General features: G+C 61.9%; 18 protein-coding genes and 2 tRNA genes. 3 read left to right on the forward strand and 17 right to left on the reverse strand.

Translation table 11 applies throughout. The features are described 5' to 3' along the window. Positions 1-226 (forward strand): hypothetical protein (locus VG320_RS01800; protein WP_327198469.1); only part of this gene is annotated, 226 nt, incomplete at its 5' end. An 83-nt stretch (positions 227-309) separates the two neighbouring features. Here the strand turns inward: VG320_RS01800 and VG320_RS01805 are convergent. The 15 genes from VG320_RS01805 to VG320_RS01875 form a co-directional block, all read right to left on the reverse strand. After that, positions 310-386, reverse strand: a tRNA-Pro gene (locus tag VG320_RS01805). Between the two features lie 129 nt (positions 387-515). Continuing rightward, a complete protein-coding gene (locus VG320_RS01810; RefSeq protein WP_327198470.1) occupies positions 516-914 on the reverse strand; it encodes a MerR family transcriptional regulator in 399 nt (132 codons plus the stop codon). 172 nt (positions 915-1,086) lie between these two features. Then, on the reverse strand, positions 1,087-1,497 hold the full coding sequence (locus tag VG320_RS01815; protein ID WP_103704082.1) for an integration host factor subunit alpha: 411 nt from the start codon (positions 1,495-1,497) through the stop codon (positions 1,087-1,089). Between the two features lie 92 nt (positions 1,498-1,589). Further along, on the reverse strand, positions 1,590-4,046 hold the full coding sequence (gene pheT / locus VG320_RS01820; RefSeq protein ID WP_327198471.1) for a phenylalanine--tRNA ligase subunit beta: 2,457 nt from the start codon (positions 4,044-4,046) through the stop codon (positions 1,590-1,592). A gap of 130 nt (positions 4,047-4,176) precedes the next feature. After that, positions 4,177-5,190 carry a phenylalanine--tRNA ligase subunit alpha gene (gene pheS / locus VG320_RS01825; protein WP_327198472.1) on the reverse strand — a complete coding sequence of 338 codons (1,014 nt, stop codon included), beginning with the start codon at positions 5,188-5,190 and terminating at the stop codon, positions 4,177-4,179. Between the two features lie 276 nt (positions 5,191-5,466). Next, positions 5,467-5,826, reverse strand: coding sequence for a 50S ribosomal protein L20 (gene rplT / locus VG320_RS01830; RefSeq protein ID WP_004192938.1), 360 nt, complete (start codon positions 5,824-5,826; stop codon positions 5,467-5,469). Positions 5,827-5,856: 30 nt separating this feature from the next. Then, positions 5,857-6,054, reverse strand: coding sequence for a 50S ribosomal protein L35 (gene rpmI, locus VG320_RS01835; protein WP_027793434.1), 198 nt, complete (start codon positions 6,052-6,054; stop codon positions 5,857-5,859). A 310-nt stretch (positions 6,055-6,364) separates the two neighbouring features. Continuing rightward, a complete protein-coding gene (infC, locus tag VG320_RS01840; protein WP_084068824.1) occupies positions 6,365-6,886 on the reverse strand; it encodes a translation initiation factor IF-3 in 522 nt (173 codons plus the stop codon). A 49-nt stretch (positions 6,887-6,935) separates the two neighbouring features. Beyond that, entirely contained in the window at positions 6,936-8,843 is a 1,908-nt protein-coding gene (gene thrS, locus VG320_RS01845) for a threonine--tRNA ligase (protein ID WP_327198473.1), read from the reverse strand. 313 nt (positions 8,844-9,156) lie between these two features. Beyond that, positions 9,157-9,233, reverse strand: a tRNA-Val gene (locus tag VG320_RS01850). A 77-nt stretch (positions 9,234-9,310) separates the two neighbouring features. Continuing rightward, positions 9,311-11,563, reverse strand: coding sequence for a bifunctional (p)ppGpp synthetase/guanosine-3',5'-bis(diphosphate) 3'-pyrophosphohydrolase (locus VG320_RS01855; protein WP_327198474.1), 2,253 nt, complete (start codon positions 11,561-11,563; stop codon positions 9,311-9,313). A 116-nt stretch (positions 11,564-11,679) separates the two neighbouring features. Beyond that, positions 11,680-12,033, reverse strand: coding sequence for a RidA family protein (locus tag VG320_RS01860; protein WP_327198475.1), 354 nt, complete (start codon positions 12,031-12,033; stop codon positions 11,680-11,682). Positions 12,034-12,132: 99 nt separating this feature from the next. Continuing rightward, positions 12,133-13,017: an alpha/beta hydrolase gene (locus VG320_RS01865; protein ID WP_327198476.1), complete on the reverse strand. Its 885-nt coding sequence runs from the start codon at positions 13,015-13,017 to the stop codon at positions 12,133-12,135. Between the two features lie 309 nt (positions 13,018-13,326). Then, complete coding sequence (locus VG320_RS01870; protein WP_027815079.1) at positions 13,327-13,968, reverse strand: CoA transferase subunit B; 642 nt, start codon at positions 13,966-13,968, stop codon at positions 13,327-13,329. A gap of 15 nt (positions 13,969-13,983) precedes the next feature. Then, positions 13,984-14,688 (reverse strand): CoA transferase subunit A, encoded by a 705-nt coding sequence (locus tag VG320_RS01875; protein ID WP_327198477.1) that lies wholly within the window; start codon positions 14,686-14,688, stop codon positions 13,984-13,986. Positions 14,689-14,927: 239 nt separating this feature from the next. Here VG320_RS01875 and VG320_RS01880 point away from each other — a divergent pair, with 239 nt between their 5' ends. Beyond that, entirely contained in the window at positions 14,928-15,494 is a 567-nt protein-coding gene (locus VG320_RS01880) for a LuxR C-terminal-related transcriptional regulator (protein WP_327198478.1), read from the forward strand. A 57-nt stretch (positions 15,495-15,551) separates the two neighbouring features. Here the strand turns inward: VG320_RS01880 and VG320_RS01885 are convergent, their stop codons facing one another. Then, a complete protein-coding gene (locus VG320_RS01885; protein WP_327198479.1) occupies positions 15,552-15,992 on the reverse strand; it encodes a thioesterase family protein in 441 nt (146 codons plus the stop codon). A 48-nt stretch (positions 15,993-16,040) separates the two neighbouring features. After that, complete coding sequence (locus VG320_RS01890) at positions 16,041-16,820, reverse strand: SDR family oxidoreductase (RefSeq protein ID WP_327198480.1); 780 nt, start codon at positions 16,818-16,820, stop codon at positions 16,041-16,043. A 175-nt stretch (positions 16,821-16,995) separates the two neighbouring features. On the opposite strand from VG320_RS01890, the gene VG320_RS01895 reads away from it, so the two are divergent. Next, positions 16,996-17,273: NAD(P)/FAD-dependent oxidoreductase (locus VG320_RS01895; RefSeq protein ID WP_327198481.1), on the forward strand; the 278-nt coding region annotated here is incomplete at its 3' end.

Raw genomic sequence — 17,273 nt, forward strand, 5'->3', positions numbered from 1 at the left:
CCGCCTGATCTTGGCCAATATGCCCACCGTGATCACCTTTGTATCCCCTGCTCAAAGATTGAGCAGGGCATTCAATCACGTGGGTCAAATTTCGATGAAAATCTGCGGCTCTAGTGGGTCAGTTCTGCGTGAACATCAACAATTCATCACCGCCCGGCGAGCGGCGCTTCATGGCCGAGTCCAGCCAACAGAGCAGGGCGATGTCGCGGATGATCCCACGAATTGACGACGATCCGGTAACCAGACGGTAACGGAAGCCAGAAATGGAAAACGGGTTACAGACTTTCATCTGTAACCCGTTGATTTTCCTGGTCGGGGCGAGAGGATTTGAACCTCCGACCACCTGCACCCCATGCAGGTACGCTACCAGGCTGCGCTACGCCCCGAGAGCTAGAAAGTATAACAGACCCTTTTGCCGATTTGAATGCCTGAAATGCAATTCGTCGGAAAGATTCTTTGCGACGCGCTCAACGCCTGCGAACACAAGCTACACGCAAGCGATACACAAACAACACTCAGCGCCCAAGCAGATCGAGCACGTGAAGCAACTCCTTGCGCAACTGGTCGACATCGACGCTCGCCATGTTGCCTTCGCTCACCGGCGCATCTTCCTGTTCGCCTGGCGCGCCCTCTTCCACCACCGCACCATGCGAGTCGAGCCGGTTGCGTGCGCCGTTGATCGTGAAGCCCTGTTCGTAGAGCAATTCACGAATGCGCCGGATCAGCAGGACTTCATGATGCTGGTAGTAGCGCCGGTTGCCGCGGCGCTTGACCGGCTTCAACTGCGTGAACTCCTGCTCCCAATATCGCAGCACATGGGGCTTTACTCCGCACAGCTCGCTCACCTCACCGATCGTGAAGTAGCGCTTGGCGGGTATCGGAGGCAAGACGACCTTTTCGATTGTCGATGTCATCGCCGGGATGCCGTCGTGGTGGTTGCGCAAAGTGGCGTCGCCGCCAGAGTCCGTTGTTGCCAGTCACGCCCGCTGCATATCACCCGTGCGGGCGCGCGCGGGTCGTCCCGCGCCATGATGCCTGATCGATCGCGTCTTTGTTGTCGCGTGTTCGTTGCCGCGTCTTCGTTGATTAACGCGGGAAGCTGGCTTCAGCGCCGCTTTCCACCAGCGCCTTGAGCTTCTGGCTCGCGTGGAACGTCACCACACGGCGCGCGGCAATAGGAATCGCTTCGCCGGTCTTCGGGTTGCGGCCCGGACGTTGCGGCTTGTCGCGCAACTGGAAATTGCCAAAGCCCGAGAGCTTCACGCTGTCACCGCTTTCAAGCGCGTCGCGAATCACTTCGAAGAACGCTTCGACCATGTCCTTGGCTTCGCGCTTGTTGAGTCCGACATTGTCGAACAGCAGTTCCGCGAGTTCGGCTTTGGTCAGCGTGGGCGTGTCGTTCGCGGCGCTTGCCGACGAGGCAGGGATATCGCGAATCATGGCGCTACGCTGTGCCGCGAGTAGGGCTTCGAAATCACTCGAGTTCATTTCGTTCATCTATCTATGAAATGGCGCGCTTCCGGTTTGCAGCACTGCAGTCTGCACTGCACAAACCGGAAGCCAATGTCGGTACGTGAAAGCCGGGAGGCTTATCCGCGCAACCGGGCGCCAAACACTCGAGCCAGGCGATCCACCAGGGACTTGATGGCCGCATCGACCGTTTCGTCCTGAAGGGTGCCGCCAGTATCTTGCAGGGTCACCCGGAAGGCAAGGCTTTTCTCGTCCGCGCCAAGTCCGGAAGTATTTGATTTTGCACGAAATTCATCGAACAACGCAACCCTCTGCACAATCCGTGCAGGTTCTTCCTGGATGCCCTTGTGAAGCTCGTCGAGCAGTGCCTGGACTTCGATCTTCTGATCGACCACCACGGCGATATCACGTCGCACCGGCGGGAATTTCGACACGTCCGAAGGCGTAGGCAGCTCGCGCGCCATCAGCGCGTCCGCTTCCACTTCGAACACGATCGGTGCGTGCGGCAGGTCGTACTTTTGCATCCAGCGCGGATGCAGCTCGCCGATCCAGCCCACTGCGCGGCCATCGACTTCCACGCGCGCGCTGCGTCCCGGATGCAGCGCCGGGTGTTCGGCCTTCACGAAACGCGGCGTCTTCGCCGCGCCCAGACCTGCGAACAGCGCTTCGAGATCGCCCTTCACGTCGAAGTAATCCACGCCGCGCGTTTGCGCGCCCCACTGCTCTTCGAGCGCGGGACCATACGCGAGCGCGCCGATCATCTTCGGTTGCGCAAAGCCTTCCACCGTCATCTCACCCGCCTTGATCGACGGATCGTGCAGGAAAACGCGGCCCGCTTCGAACACGCGCACGCGGTCCGCGCGGCGATTCAGGTTGTGGCGCAGCACGTTGATGAGGCTGCCGATGAGCGTGGTGCGCATCACCGAAAGCTGGCTCGCGATCGGGTTGAGCAGCTTGACCGGATTGGCGTTGCCCGCGAAGTCGAGTTCCCACTCGGCGTCGACGAAGCTGAAGTTGATCGTCTCGGCGTAGTCGCGCGCGGCGAGCGCGTGACGGATCGTGTGGATCGAGCGGCGCGTTTCGTTGGTCGCGCGCATTTCGCTGCGCGCCACCGGCGGCAGCGCCGGAATCTTTTCGACGCCGTAGATACGCGCGACTTCTTCGATCAGGTCTTCTTCGATCTCGATGTCGAAGCGGAACGGCGGCGGCGTGACGCTGAAGCTCTCTTCGCCCGCAGCATCGACGCTACGCTCGAACGTGAGACCCAGGCGCGTGAAAATCTGCGCGATCTCATCGGCGCCAATCTTCACGCCGATGATGCGGTTCGCGCGCGCGACGCGCATCTTCACCGGCGTGCGTTGCGGCACGTTGACGGTCTGATCGTCGATCGGGCCGGCTTCGCCGCCGCAGATGTCGAGGATCAGTTGCGTGATGCGCTCGATGTGCTCGACGGTCGTCGACCAGTCCACGCCGCGCTCGAAGCGATGGCCTGCATCGGTCGAGAAGTTGTAGCGGCGCGAGCGGCCACGGATCGCATCCGGCCACCAGAAAGCGGCTTCCAGATAGATGTTTTTCGTGTCGAGCGTGACGGACGTACTATCGCCGCCCATGATGCCCGCGAGGCTTTCGATCTCGCGTTCGTCGGCGATCACGCCCACGGTTTCATCGACTTCGACGGTATTGCCGTTGAGCAGCTTGAGCTGTTCGCCCTGCTTGCCCCAACGCACGTCCATCGAACCGTGGATCTTGTCGAGATCGAACACGTGCGACGGGCGACCCAGTTCGAGCATCACGTAGTTCGAGATGTCGACCAGTGCCGAGATGCTGCGCTGGCCCGAACGCTCGAGGCGCTCGACCATCCACGCCGGCGTCTTTGCGTGCGCGTTCACGCCGCGGATCACGCGGCCCGAGAAGCGGCCGCACAGGTCCGGCGCCGAGATCTTCACGGGCAACGTTTCGTTGAGCTTGACTTCGACCTTCGGGAACACGGGCGCCTGCAGCGGCGCGCCGGTGATCGCGGCGGTTTCGCGCGCGACGCCATAGACCGAAAGGCAATCGGCCTTGTTCGGCGTGAGCTTGATTTCGAAGATGGTGTCGTCGAGGTTCAGCGCTTCGCGGATGTCCTGGCCGATCGGCGTATCTTCCGCGAGGATCATCAGGCCGCTGTGGTCTTCCGAGAGCTTGAGTTCGCGTGCCGAGCACAGCATGCCCTGGCTTTCCACGCCACGCAGCTTCGAGAGCTTGATCGCGAAGGGCTTGCCGCCCTCTTCCGCAGGCGGCAGTTCCGCGCCGACCAGCGCCACCGGCACCTTGATGCCGGGCGCGACGTTGGGCGCGCCGCAGACGATCTGCAGCGTTGCGCCCGTGCCGGCATCGACCTGACAGACGTTGAGCTTGTCCGCGTCCGGGTGCTTGACGACTTCGAGCACGCGGCCAACGACGATCTTCGTGGTGGGAGGCGCCGCCGGGCTCAGGCCTTCGACTTCGAGGCCGGCCATGGTGAGCGCGTGGGCCAGCTCATCGGTCGTGAGCTTCGGATCGACAAAGCTTCTCAGCCAGGATTCGGGGAATAGCATTTGGTTTTACGTTCCAGACAGATTGTGACCGTCGCGAAGCGGGTTGCCGCGCACCTTCGTTGGTGCTGCGTCCGCCTCGCGCCCTGCAGGCGACTGTGTCGCGTCGACGAAAATTCGACGTTGCCTCGACTTAGGCGAACTGGCGCAGGAAGCGCAGATCGCCTTCGAAGAACAGGCGCAAGTCCTGCACGCCGTAGCGCAGCATCGTCAGGCGTTCAAGGCCGCTGCCGAACGCAAAGCCGATATAGCGCTCCGGGTCCAGACCCATGTTGCGGATCACGGTCGGATGCACCTGCCCCGAGCCCGAGATCTCGAGCCACTTGCCCGCGTTCTTGCCATGCTCGAACATCATGTCGATTTCGGCCGACGGTTCCGTGAACGGGAAGTACGACGGACGGAAACGCACCTGAATGTCGTCGCGCTCGAAGAACTTCTTCAAGAAGTCGCTGTAGACGCCCTTAAGGTCCGCGAAGCTGATGTTCTCTTCGATCCACAGGCCTTCGACCTGATTGAACATCGGCGAGTGCGTGGCGTCGCTGTCCACGCGATACGTGCGGCCCGGCACGATCACCTTGATCGGCGGCGTGTGCGTGCGCGCGTAGCGCACCTGCATCGGGCTCGTGTGCGTGCGCAGCAGCAGCTGACGGCCATCGGCGTCCTTGCCGTCCACGTAGAACGTGTCCTGCATCGAGCGCGCCGGATGGTTTTCCGGGCTGTTCAGCGAGGTGAAGTTGAACCAGTCGGTTTCGATCTCGGGACCGTCGGCCACGTCGAAGCCGATCGAGCCGAAGATCTGCTCGACGCGTTCCCACGTCTGCATCACCGGATGCAGGCTGCCCGTGCCCGTGCCGCGGCCCGGCAGCGTGACATCGATCGCCTCGGCAGCGAGACGCTGGTTCAGGAGCGCATCGGCAAGCGCCTGGCGGCGCGCGTTGAGCGCGGCTTCCACCTGCTGCTTGACGGCGTTGATGCGCGCACCTTCGGTCTTGCGCGTTTCCGGGTCGAGCTTGCCAAGACCCTTGAGCATTTCGGTCAGCGCGCCCGACTTGCCCAGAAAACGAGCCTTCTCGTTTTCAAGCGTGTTGACGTCGGGTGCGGAAGCGAAGGCGGTTTGCGCGTCGGCGACAATCTGGTCCAGATCCATTGATCCCATCTTTTCAGCGTCAGTGTTTGAGACTTGAGCGGTGCATTGCACGCTGCCATGTACGAGTGTGACTCGCGATCACGACGGCATGGTGGCACTGCATGAGGCGGCGCAACGAGCCGCATCAGGCGGCGCGTAAAACATAAAGCGCGCAGGAAGCGCTTCACCAACAAAAACGGGGCTCGGTGAGGAGCCCCGTTTTTGTTGCAGCATCACCGAAACAACCGGAATGTCTGCTGCAACCAACCTGCGCAATACCTGACTTAGTTACCCAAATCAGGCAGCGACGGCGGCTTTCACTTGCTTGACGATCGCAGCAAATGCAGCCTTGTCGAACACAGCCATGTCAGCCAGAACCTTACGGTCGAGTTCGATCGAAGCCTTCTTCAGGCCGTTGATGAACACGCTGTAGGTCATGTCGTGCTGACGCACCGCTGCATTGATACGCGTGATCCACAGTGCGCGGAACACACGCTTCTTGTTGCGGCGATCGCGATAGGCGTACTGGCCTGCGCGCATGACCGCCTGCTTGGCGATGCGATAGACGTTATTGCGACGGCCGCGGTAACCCTTGGCCAGGTTGATGATCTTCTTGTGGCGGGCCCGTGCGGTAACCCCACGTTTGACTCGAGGCATTAGTTGCTCCTATGAGTTGTCGGTTGAGGATTACGCGAACGGCAGCATTGCGCGAACGGACTTCAGATCGGAATCATGAACGGCCGTTGCACCACGCAGGTGACGCTTATTCTTGGTGGTCTTCTTGGTCAGAATGTGACGCTTGAAGGCTTGACCGCGCTTGACGGTACCACCCGGACGAACCACGAAGCGCTTTGCGGCGCTCTTCTTGGTCTTCATCTTGGGCATGAAAAACTCCATTTATTTGATGGACATGGGTGTGCGGCTGGCTCCCACGCGCGGTTTGCACCTTGCGCTTTTGCCCTCATACCGCCCTTCGAAACCCACTCCACTTGTTTTGCAGACAGCCAACTCTAAAAAGTCGAACCGGCCGCCGCTTTCAGGAAAAGCGCCCACCTGCCGCACTTGCGTGCAGCGCGCGGGCGCCATTTCCGGAACCTGCTGCATGTCTGCGCTTGCCATCAGGCATACGAGACACTGAGAACTGCCTGAAACGTCGCACGGTGCAGTGGGAACACCCACTGCGCCGCGCGCCGCATCACTTCTTCTTCTTCGGCGAGAGCACCATGATCATCTGGCGCCCTTCCATCTTGGGCATCTGCTCAACCTGACCGACTTCTTCGAGGTCGGTACGCAGGCGCTCGAGCATACGCATGCCGATTTCCTGGTGGGCCATTTCGCGGCCGCGGAAACGCAACGTGATCTTCGTCTTGTCGCCTTCATCGAGGAATCGGATGAGGTTGCGCAGCTTGACGTTGTAATCGCCGTCGTCGGTACCCGGGCGGAACTTGACTTCCTTGACCTGGATGACCTTTTGCTTGAGCTTGGCCTCGTGCTGCTTCTTCGATTCCTGGTACTTGAACTTGCCGTAGTCCATCAGGCGGCACACGGGCGGCACAGCCTGGGGGGCAATTTCAACCAGATCGACGTCTTGCTGCTCCGACATGCGGAACGCGTCAGCCAGCTTCACGATACCGAGCGGCTCGTTCTCGATTCCGACGAGACGCACCTCGGGTGCAGTGATTTCACCGTTGATGCGGTGCGACTTATCCGTAGCGATGTTACGTTTCCTCTAAAAATTAAAAAAACGAGCCGCGCTGCCAGGTGGCTTACTTGAACGAACTGACGTCCTGCGCCAGACGCTCAGCAAAGGCGTCGACGGGCATCACACCCAGATCGACACCGCCACGGGCACGCACGGCTACCGTTTGTGCTTCACGCTCTTTGTCACCGACAACCAGCAGGTACGGGACCTTCTCAAGCGTGTGCTCGCGTATTTTATAGCTAATTTTCTCGTTGCGCAAATCGGCCTGCACTCTAACCCCTTGTTTTTGCAACGATTGGGCCAGATTAGCCGCGTATTCGGCCTGACTCTCTGCAATATTCATCACAACGACCTGCACTGGAGCCAGCCAGGACGGCATTGCACCAGCATGGTGCTCGATCAGAATACCGAGGAAACGCTCCATCGAACCGAGGATTGCACGGTGCAACATGATCGGGCGGCGGCGGCTGTTGTCTTCCGCCACGTACTCGGCGCCAAGGCGCTCCGGCAGGACCATGTCGAGCTGCAGCGTGCCGCACTGCCACGAACGGCCGAGCGCATCCTTGATGTGGTACTCGACCTTCGGACCGTAGAACGCGCCCTCACCCGGCAGCTCTTCCCACTCCAGAGCACAGGCCGTCAGCGCGTCGCGCAGACCCTGTTCGGCGCGATCCCACGTTTCATCCGTGCCAGCGCGCGAATCCGGGCGCAGCGACAGCTTGATGTCGATGTGCTCGAAGCCGAAGTCCTTGTAGATGCTCATCGCCAGTGTATTGAAGGCGATCGACTCGGCGATGATCTGGTCTTCCGTACAGAAGATATGCGCATCGTCCTGGACGAAGCCGCGCACGCGCATCAGGCCGTGCAGCGCGCCCGACGCCTCGTTGCGGTGGCACGAACCGAATTCCGCGTAACGCAGCGGCAGATCGCGGTAGGAACGCAGGCCGTGGTTGAACACCTGGACGTGGCCCGGGCAGTTCATCGGCTTGACGGCGTAGTCGCGCTTTTCCGACTCCGTCGTGAACATGTTTTCACGATAGTTCTGCCAGTGACCCGACGCTTCCCACAGCGAGCGGTCCATGATCATCGGCGTCTTGATTTCGTCGTAGCCCGCTACGCGCAGACGCGCGCGCATGTACTGCTCGACCTGCTGCCAGAGCGTCCAGCCCTTCGGGTGCCAGAACACCATGCCCGGCGACTCGTCCTGCATGTGGAACAGGTCGAGCTGCTTGCCAAGCTTGCGGTGGTCGCGCTTTTCGGCCTCTTCGAGATTGTGAAGATACAGTTCCTGATCTTCTTTCTTCGTCCATGCCGTGCCGTAGATACGCTGCAGCTGCTCGTTCTTCGCATCGCCGCGCCAGTACGCGCCCGCGACCTTCATCAGCTTGAAGACCTTGAGCTTGCCCGTGGACGGTACGTGCGGGCCACGGCACAGATCCGTGAAGCCGCCGTGCGAGTACAGCTTGATGTCCTGGTCGCCGGGAATCGACTCGATGATCTCGGCCTTGTACTTCTCGCCGATGCTCTTGAAGTAATCCACCGCCTCGCCGCGCGTAACGACGCGGCGCGAAACCGGCTCGTCCTTCTTCGCGATTTCCTGCATGCGCTTTTCGATCTTTTCCAGATCTTCAGGCGTGAAGGGACGGCTGTAGGCGAAGTCGTAGTAGAAGCCGTTGTCGATGACCGGGCCGATCGTGACCTGCGCTTCCGGATACAGCTCCTTGACCGCGTAGGCCAGCAAGTGCGCCGTGGAGTGACGGATGATGTCGAGGCCGTCGGCGTCCTTTTCCGTGACGATGGCAAGCGACGCGTCGCGATCGATCAGCGCCGACGTGTCGACCAGCTCGCCGTCGAGCTTGCCGCCGAGCGCCGCCTTGGCGAGACCGGGGCCAATCGAAGCCGCCACTTCAGCGACCGTGACGGGATGATCGTACTGTCGAACCGAACCGTCGGGCAGACGTATCGCAACCATGTTTTTCTCCAGAAGCGCCGCGCGCGGCACATCGTATTGTGTTCGGGGGAGATCGCCGCTTACAGCCAACTGCCAGCCACCTGCGGCGACCCGCGAAAATTTCGCGGCGAAAAAAAATGCGGCCCCGCTTTCGAGGGGCCGCATTCACTTTTCAAACCAGATTGCAGGGCGAAAGAGGTCCTCGACTAGCGTCGCTCCGAAGTAGTTTCGGTCAACGTTCGCGGTGTCATAACCGTATTCGCCTTGAGCGCAGAGCGCTTTTACTGCACATGAAGCCCCGATGCTAACACACACATCGCAACTTCGATTTCGTTGGTAGGCTCGATTGGACTCGAACCAACGACCCCCACCATGTCAAGGTGGTGCTCTAACCAGCTGAGCTACGAGCCTGAAGAAGCAAGACTATATGACACTTTCATGGAGTTGGCAAGTGCTTTTTTGCGTTGCCGCAAAAAGAGCAGCCTGAGCTACCCTTTGCGCGACGCCCGCAGCACGCCGCCCACCTCGCCCAGCAGCACGCAGGCGCGCTGGATCTGGGCCGAACTCGACACCTCGACCGTGAACAACATATAGGCCGCATTGCGGCGCGTCTGCGTCTTCACGCCGATCACGTTCATCTTCTCGCGCGCGAATACTTCGGAGATATCGCGCAGCAGGCCCTGACGGTCGGTGGCCTCGATCGAGATATCGACCGGATAAACCGACTGGCCACGCCCGCCCATCACATCGGCGGACCAGGTTGTCTGGAGCACGCGCTCAGGCGAGCGGCGCGCCATGCGCTGGAAGGTGGCGCAATCGCTGCGGTGAATCGACATGCCCTTTCCGCGGGTGACGAAACCGCAGATACCATCGGGCGGCGCGGGACGGCAACAGCGCGCAAGTTGCGTCAGCAGCGCATCGACCCCCACCACCAGCACGCCCGATGAGCCGCCATGCGTGACGTTCGATCCGCTCGCACGCTTGGTCAGTTGCTCGGGCGTTTCTTCCTCGGGCTCGGGCGCGGGTGCGTCGCTCAGCGCCTGTTCGACATAGCGCAGGCTGAACTCTTCCTTGCCGACCACGCTGAAGAACTCGTCGGTCGACTTGAAGCCGAGCTTGGCCGCGAGCTGGTCGAGATTGACCGAGGTACGCCCCTCGCGCTGCAAGGTCTTTTCGACCATCGCGCGGCCGTTAGCGATGTTTTCCTGCGCCTCGATGGCGTTGAACCAGGCGCGCACCTTCTGGCGCGCGCGATGGCTCTGCAGATAGCCGAGTTGCGGGTTGAGCCAGTCGCGCGACGGGCCGCCCTCTTTCACCGAAATGATCTCGACGGTCTGGCCGTTATGCAGATGCGTGTTGAGCGGCACCATCGCGCCATCGACGCGTGCGCCGCGGCAGCGGTGACCCAGCTCGCTATGCAGGTGATACGCAAAATCAAGCGGCGTCGCGCCCTGCGGCAGCGCGATCACGCGCGCCTGTGGCGTGAGCACGTAGATATGGTCGTCGTCGAGCGTTGCCTGGCGCAGTTGCTCCCACGGCTGACGGCCATCGGCCACGTCGTCCTTCCAGGCGAGCAACTGCCGCAGCCAGGCGATTTTCTCGTCATAACTGCTGCTCGCGCTGACCTGGCCCGCGTAGCCCTTCGCGCCCGCTTCCTTGTAGCGCCAGTGCGCGGCCACGCCATATTCCGCAAACTGATGCATCTCCTGCGTACGGATCTGCACTTCGAACGCGCGCCCGTCGTCACCCATCACGACCGTATGCAGCGAGCGATAGCCATTGGGCTTGGGCCGCGAAATATAGTCGTCGAATTCGCGCGGCACCGGCTGCCAGAGGTTGTGCACGATGCCGAGCACCGTGTAGCAATCCTTGATGTCGCGCACGATCACGCGGAACGCGCGCACGTCATACAGCTCGGCAAAGTCGATATCCTTGCCGCGCATCTTCTTCCAGATGCTGTAGATGTGCTTGGGCCGCCCGCTCACCTCGGCGTCGATATGCGCCGCCGCGAGTTCGTGCTGAAGCCGCGCGATGGCTTCGGTGACATAGCTCTCGCGCTCGACGCGTTTTTCGTCGAGCAGCTTCGCGATGCGCTTGTAGGTAACCGGCTCCTCGAAGCGGAACGCAAGATCTTCGAGCTCCCACTTCAGTTGCCAGATGCCCAGGCGGTTCGCGAGGGGCGCGTAGATGTCGAGCGTCTCGCGCGCAATCTCGGGCGCGGGCGTGACCTTGGCCGCCGCGTAATAGCGCAGCGACTGCAGGCGCGAAGCGAGGCGAATCAGCACCACGCGAATATCCTGCGCGAACGCGAGCAGCATCTTGCGCAGCGATTCGACCTGAGCGCGGCGCGCAGCCTGGGCATCGCGGCTTTCGCGCCCGCTTTCGGGCGCCACGTTCTGCGCAGCCGCGCGCGCGCTCACGGTGCCCAGACGCAGCAACTTGCGCACGTCGAAAACAAGCTTCGTCACCTCGGCGCCGAAACGCGCTTCGAGCGTCGCTTCCGGATCGTCGAGATGCTGGGCAATGTTGAAGAGCGCCGCTGCCAGCACCGCAGGCGGATCGACGTTCAGGCGGCTCATGATCGACGCCGTGCCCAGCGCATGTTCGACGAGCGGCTCGCCCGTCGACAGGCGCGCGTCGCCAGCATGCTCGCGCACGAACGCGAGCGTGTCGTCGAGCGACGGCAGCGCGACGGACGAGGAAACTTCGGCGGGAACGGGAGGTAAGGTGTCGCTGCTCATGAGACGTCGCCTGCCGGCGTGCCGGACGGGCTGCTAACTACGGTAAAACAGTCCAACCATGGTCTGGTGTGCAGCATGGCCGCACGCATTCGCGCGGCCACTCAAGCTGGTCAAGCTCAATCGCGCTGCGCGGCGACCACGACGATTTCGACGAGGCATTCCGGATTCGCGAGCTTCGCTTCAACGGTCGCGCGCGGCGGCGTAGCGCCCTGCGCCACCCACTTGTCCCACTCGGCGTTCATGCCCGGGAAGTCTTTCATGTCGGCGATGTAGATCTGCACGGACAGCAGCAGCGACTTGTCGCTGTTTGCTTCGCCCAGCAGACGGTCGATGTGGCCGAGCACTTCACGCGTCTGGCCAGTGATGTCCTGCTTCGTGTCTTCGGCGATCTGGCCGGCCAGATACACCGTGCCATTGTGAATGGCGGTTTCCGAAAGACGCGGGCCGACGTGGTGACGAATGACTGCCATGAATTTTCCTGTTGAAGTTAAGTGCCTGAAAGCGTGCTCGCGCGCCCGTTTCAGGGCGCCGAGGCGCCGGACAATCCAATATTATGACGCGCCGGCAGGTTATCCGGCGAAGAAACGGCGCGCGATCCCAATCTGGTCGGCGGCCAGGAAGGCTGGCGCATGCCCCACGCCAGCGATTTCGACGCCCTTAAGCTGCTGGCCCGTTGTCTCCATTTTCGCCACGGTCTCGCGCGACAGCAGATCGGAAAGCTCGCCTCGCACGGCCAGCACCGGCCCCTTGAACGCTGCCAGCGAGCGCCACAGGAACTGTTCGCCCTGCTCGTTCTGCTCCGGCGTCACGCCCTTGAAGCCTTCGGAAATACGCGGGTCGTAACGATAGCGCCAGACCCCATCCACTTCATGCAGCAAGGGCGTATTGATCTCGCGCCACTCGTCGGCCGTCAGCGGCCCGAACGAAGCCGCCAGCAGCGCGGCGTTGTCGATCCCTTCCTGGAGGGTCGCGAAGCTCACGTCGCGGCCCACGTATTCGCCGATGCGCTCGAGCGACGCCGGCTCGATATGCGGGCCGATATCGTTGAGCAACATGCGGCCGATGGGCGCGTCGGGCAGACCGGCGAGCGCCATGCCGATCAGACCGCCCATCGACGTGCCGAACCAGTCCACCTTCTCGGCGCCGGTGCGCGCGATCAAGGTGACCATATCCGCAACGTACTGGGCGACGCCATAACCGCGCGGATCGACGAGCCACGACGACAGGCCGCGCCCGACCACGTCGGGACACACCACGCGATAAGTATCCGCCAGCGCAATTGCCAGGCGATCGAAGTCGCGGCTGGAGCGCGTCAGACCATGCACGCAGACGAGCACGCGGGGATTCGACGGATCGCCCCATTCGGTGTACGCCATGCGATGCAGCCCTGAAGGGCTGAGGCACTGGACATAGTGTTGGCGCGGCTGGAGCGGCACGGCAGACGAAACGGTCATTGCGTGATCCTCGCTGAAAGCGTTCATAGGCGTGCGGCCATTGTAGACGGCTTTGCGGGGCGGGAACGGCGCGCGCGGCAGGCCCGGACTGTACAGACGAGTGCCCCGGCGCACGCCCGGAGCGCGCCAGACAAGGGCACAGCGCATTCACCATCGGCCATCCGGCCTATGCCATTGGGCCGAGGTTTCAGGCGCAGCCAAACGCGCCAGAATGATCCCATCGCAATCGAACCGGAAAACAAAACGGGCGAAACCGAAGTTCCGCCCGCCTCTGCCATGCAACTTGCTGCGACTATGCCGTCACCGCACTCAGCTCACCGCGCTCACGTCGAGCGGTGCGCCCGTCTTCGTCTTGATCTCGTCGGCGGTGACGCCCGGCGCGAGTTCGGTCACCTTCAGACCCGCGTCGCTCACCTCGATCACCCCCAGATCGGTGATGATCAGATCCACCACGCCCACGCCCGTGAGCGGCAGCGTGCAGGCTTCGAGAATCTTGTGCTGGTCGCCCTTGGCCACATGCTCCATGAGCACCACCACGCGCCCGACGCCCGCAACGAGATCCATCGCGCCGCCCATGCCCTTGATCATCTTGCCGGGGATCATCCAGTTGGCCAGGTCGCCCTTCTCGCTCACCTGCATCGCGCCAAGGATCGCGAGGTTGATGTGGCCGCCACGAATCATCGCGAACGAGTCCGCCGACGAGAAAATCGACGAGCCTGGCAGCGTGGTCACCGTCTGCTTGCCGGCGTTGATCATGTCGGCATCCACCTGGTCTTCGGTCGGGAACGGGCCGATGCCCAGCAAGCCGTTTTCCGATTGCAGCCATACTTCCACGCCTTCCGGTACGTGGTTGGCCACGAGCGTCGGCAGGCCGATACCCAGGTTCACGTAGAAGCCGTCCTGCAGTTCCTTCGCCGCGCGCGCGGCCATTTCGTCACGATTCCATGCCATGATCGGTCTCCCTTCTTAGGCGCTCGCGGCGCGCACGGTGCGTTGTTCGATGCGTTTTTCCGGCTGCGCATTCAGCACGATGCGCTGCACGAAGATACCCGGCGTATGGATCGCGTCCGGGTCGAGCGCGCCGTTTTCGACGATTTCCTCGACTTCCACGACCGTGATCCTGCCCGCCATCGCGCACATCGGATTGAAGTTGCGCGCCGTGCGGCGATAGACCAGATTGCCCGACTTGTCGGCCTTCCACGCCTTCACGAGCGCCACGTCGGCCGTCAGCGAGTGTTCCAGCACGTAGTGCTTGTCGCCGAACTGGCGCGTTTCCTTGCCTTCGGCGATCAGCGTGCCGAAGCCCGTATTCGTGAAAAACGCCGGAATGCCCGCGCCGCCTGCGCGCAGCTTTTCGGCGAGCGTGCCTTGGGGCGTGAATTCGAGTTCGAGTTCGCCCGACAGATACTGGCGCTCGAATTCCTTGTTTTCGCCCACGTAGGACGAGATCATCTTCTTGATCTGGCGTGTTTCCAGCAACTGGCCAAGGCCGAAACCGTCCACGCCCGCATTGTTGCTGATACAGGTAATGCCCTTCACACCCGTGTCGCGCAGCGCGCCGATCAGCGCCTCCGGAATCCCGCACAGCCCGAAACCGCCGACCGCGAAGGTCTGGCCGTCCTTGACGATGCCCTCGAGCGCGGCAGCCGCGCTTCCATAGACTTTGTTCATCAGTGTGTCCCTTCCTCGAATGGAAATACGTCGATGCGTTGTTCGATCAATCTATTTGTTGAGCATGGCACGCAGGCGCGCAACACGCCCGGATGCCCCATTCTAGTCATGCCCCGGCGGCGCTGCCGTGAATCCGGCGCGCCGTCCGCGCGTCCCTCCGATGGTTGGCAAGCGTACGCTGCGCGGGTGTTGCGGCACAATACGCAAAACTACATAAAGCCATACCCGTATCAACCGCCATGCCCGACACCGCTACAGCACTCCCCGCGCTCGATTACCGGACCGCCTTTCACCTCGCGCCCATTGGCCTCGTGATCGCGCGCGAGCGCATCATCGAGGACTGCAACGAAGCGGTCTGCGCGATTTTTCGCTGCCCGCGCGAAGCGCTGGTCGGTCAGTCGTTTCAGGTGCTGTATCCGTCGGCGGACGAATTCGAGCGCATCGGCGAGCGCATTCCGCCCATCATGACGGCGCAAGGCAGTTACGCCGACGACCGCATCATGAAGCGTGCGAACGGCGAACTGTTCTGGTGCCATGTGACGGGCCGCTCGCTCGATCGCGCGGCGCCGCATGCGGCGGGTGTGTGGACATTCGAGGATTTGAGCGCGACGCGACGCGTGGCGGTCGAACTCACGCCGCGCGAGCGCGAAATCGCGGCGCAACTGGTGACTGGCAAGACGAGCAAGCAGATCGGGCGGATTCTGGACATCAGCTCGCGCACGGTGGACGTCTACCGTGCGCGGCTGATGCGCAAGTACGACACGGGCAACGCCACCGAACTGCTGCAACGGCTGCTCGGCCAGTGAGCTATTGCGAAGGAGCGCGAGAGAAACGCGGGCGCTGGGTGCGCCCGGCGAGGAAGATCAGCGCGCCTTGACGAGCGGCGCGTTTTCGATGGTCGCACGCAGGTGGTCGGGAATCGGCACCGATTTGCCCGCTTCGTAGTCGATCCAGACGCAACGCGCGTTGCCGCGCGCATAAAGCGTATCGGGGTCGTCCACGCGACGCAGCTCGAAACCGGTATCGAAGCTGCTGCGGCCCGGCTGCCCCACCGTCATCGTGCAGACGATGTCGCCCGGATAGTGCAGTTGCTTGAGAAACTCCATCGACGCGTTGACGATCACGGGCCCCTGGCCGTTACCGCTCTCGCGGCTTTCGCCGGCCACGCCCAGTTGCTCGAACCAGGAAATCCGCACCTGCTCCATGTAGCGGAAATAGACCGTGTTGTTCACATGGCCGAACGCATCCATGTCGCCCCAACGGATCGGCATGGTCATTTCAAAAACGGGATGGTAATCGCTCATTGCACTTCGACTTCGGGTTACTCAGGTTGCGTTGAAAAAATCTCAGGCTCAGGTCAGGCCAAAGCCATCGTCGGCGGTGATGATCGAGCCGTTCATGAAAGCCGATTCGTCGGCGGCCAACAGCAGAAGCAGGCCGTCGAGGTCGGCAGGCGTGCCCACGCGGTGGCGCGGCAGCATCGAAACCAGCTTCTGCCCCTGCTCGGTCGACCAGTGATGATGGTTGAGTTCGGTGTCGATATAACCGGGACAGATCGCATTGACGTTGATGCCGTAGCGCCCCCATTCGAGCGCCATCGCCTTGGTCATATGCACGACTGCCGCCTTGCTGATCGAGTACAGACCAATCTGCGGCAATACGCTCAGTCCCGCCACCGAAGCGATATTGATGATGCGGTAAGCGGGTTTCGAGCCGCCGCCGTTGCCGCGCATGATCATGCGCTTGGCCACTTCCTGCGCGACGAAAAAAGCGCCGCGCGTGTTGGTGTCAAAGACGTATTCGAAATCGGCGGGCGTGACGTCGGCGAGCTTTTGCGTGGTGGACACGCCCGAGTTGTTGACGAGGATGTCGATGGTGCCAGCTTCGGTTTCCGCATGCGCGACCGCCGAGCGGATACTCTGATAATCCGTGACATCGAGCGATACCACATGTGCGGCGCCGCCATCGGCTTCGATCTCCGCGCGCAATTCCTTGAGCCGTTCGACGCGCCGGCTCGCCAGCACGACCTTCGCGCCCGCCTGTGACAGCACCTGGGCGAAGCGCTTGCCAAGACCGCTTGACGCACCGGTGATCATCGCCACCTTTCCTTCGAGATTGATCGAACGGCCCATTTTCGCTTCCTCTTCAAGGCTGACGGGGCGTCGGAATGCGTCTGCGGTGTGTGCCGGGCATTCTGACATAAAATAGAACGATCGTGCTAATGCGGGTTTGTCGGGTTGCGGCAAGGGAAGCGTTCCCCGACAATACGAACCCGAAAAAAGCATTCTAATGGCAAGAGGAGCTTTAATGACCCCCACAAGTCTCTTGGAGCAATACGGCCCACGCGAGTCGATGGAATACGACGTCGTGATCGTCGGCGGCGGGCCGGCTGGTCTATCGGCGGCAATCCGTCTCAAACAGCTCGCCGCCGAAAAAGGCGCCGAGATTGGCGTGTGCGTGCTGGAAAAAGGCTCTGAAATCGGGGCGCATATCCTCTCGGGCGCGGTCATGGATCCGCGCGCAATCACCGAACTCTTTCCCGACTGGAAGGAGCAAGGCGCACCGCTGAACGTACCGGTCACGGA

Origin of the sequence: Paraburkholderia sp. (genome assembly GCF_035948235.1) — a bacterium.
Lineage (GTDB): Bacteria > Pseudomonadota > Gammaproteobacteria > Burkholderiales > Burkholderiaceae > Paraburkholderia.

Coding starts and splice junctions, on each gene's coding strand:
- VG320_RS01815 (WP_103704082.1), bottom strand. CDS start 1,497: ATGAACGAAATGAACTCGAGTGATTTCGAAGCCCTACTCGCGGCACAG.
- VG320_RS01810 (WP_327198470.1), bottom strand. CDS start 914: ATGACATCGACAATCGAAAAGGTCGTCTTGCCTCCGATACCCGCCAAG.
- pheT (WP_327198471.1), bottom strand. CDS start 4,046: ATGCTATTCCCCGAATCCTGGCTGAGAAGCTTTGTCGATCCGAAGCTC.
- VG320_RS01880 (WP_327198478.1), top strand. CDS start 14,928: ATGCCCGACACCGCTACAGCACTCCCCGCGCTCGATTACCGGACCGCC.
- rplT (WP_004192938.1), bottom strand. CDS start 5,826: ATGCCTCGAGTCAAACGTGGGGTTACCGCACGGGCCCGCCACAAGAAG.
- VG320_RS01855 (WP_327198474.1), bottom strand. CDS start 11,563: ATGAGCAGCGACACCTTACCTCCCGTTCCCGCCGAAGTTTCCTCGTCC.
- VG320_RS01885 (WP_327198479.1), bottom strand. CDS start 15,992: ATGAGCGATTACCATCCCGTTTTTGAAATGACCATGCCGATCCGTTGG.
- VG320_RS01870 (WP_027815079.1), bottom strand. CDS start 13,968: ATGGCATGGAATCGTGACGAAATGGCCGCGCGCGCGGCGAAGGAACTG.
- rpmI (WP_027793434.1), bottom strand. CDS start 6,054: ATGCCCAAGATGAAGACCAAGAAGAGCGCCGCAAAGCGCTTCGTGGTT.
- thrS (WP_327198473.1), bottom strand. CDS start 8,843: ATGGTTGCGATACGTCTGCCCGACGGTTCGGTTCGACAGTACGATCAT.
- VG320_RS01860 (WP_327198475.1), bottom strand. CDS start 12,033: ATGGCAGTCATTCGTCACCACGTCGGCCCGCGTCTTTCGGAAACCGCC.
- VG320_RS01890 (WP_327198480.1), bottom strand. CDS start 16,820: ATGGGCCGTTCGATCAATCTCGAAGGAAAGGTGGCGATGATCACCGGT.
- VG320_RS01875 (WP_327198477.1), bottom strand. CDS start 14,688: ATGAACAAAGTCTATGGAAGCGCGGCTGCCGCGCTCGAGGGCATCGTC.
- VG320_RS01865 (WP_327198476.1), bottom strand. CDS start 13,017: ATGACCGTTTCGTCTGCCGTGCCGCTCCAGCCGCGCCAACACTATGTC.
- pheS (WP_327198472.1), bottom strand. CDS start 5,190: ATGGATCTGGACCAGATTGTCGCCGACGCGCAAACCGCCTTCGCTTCC.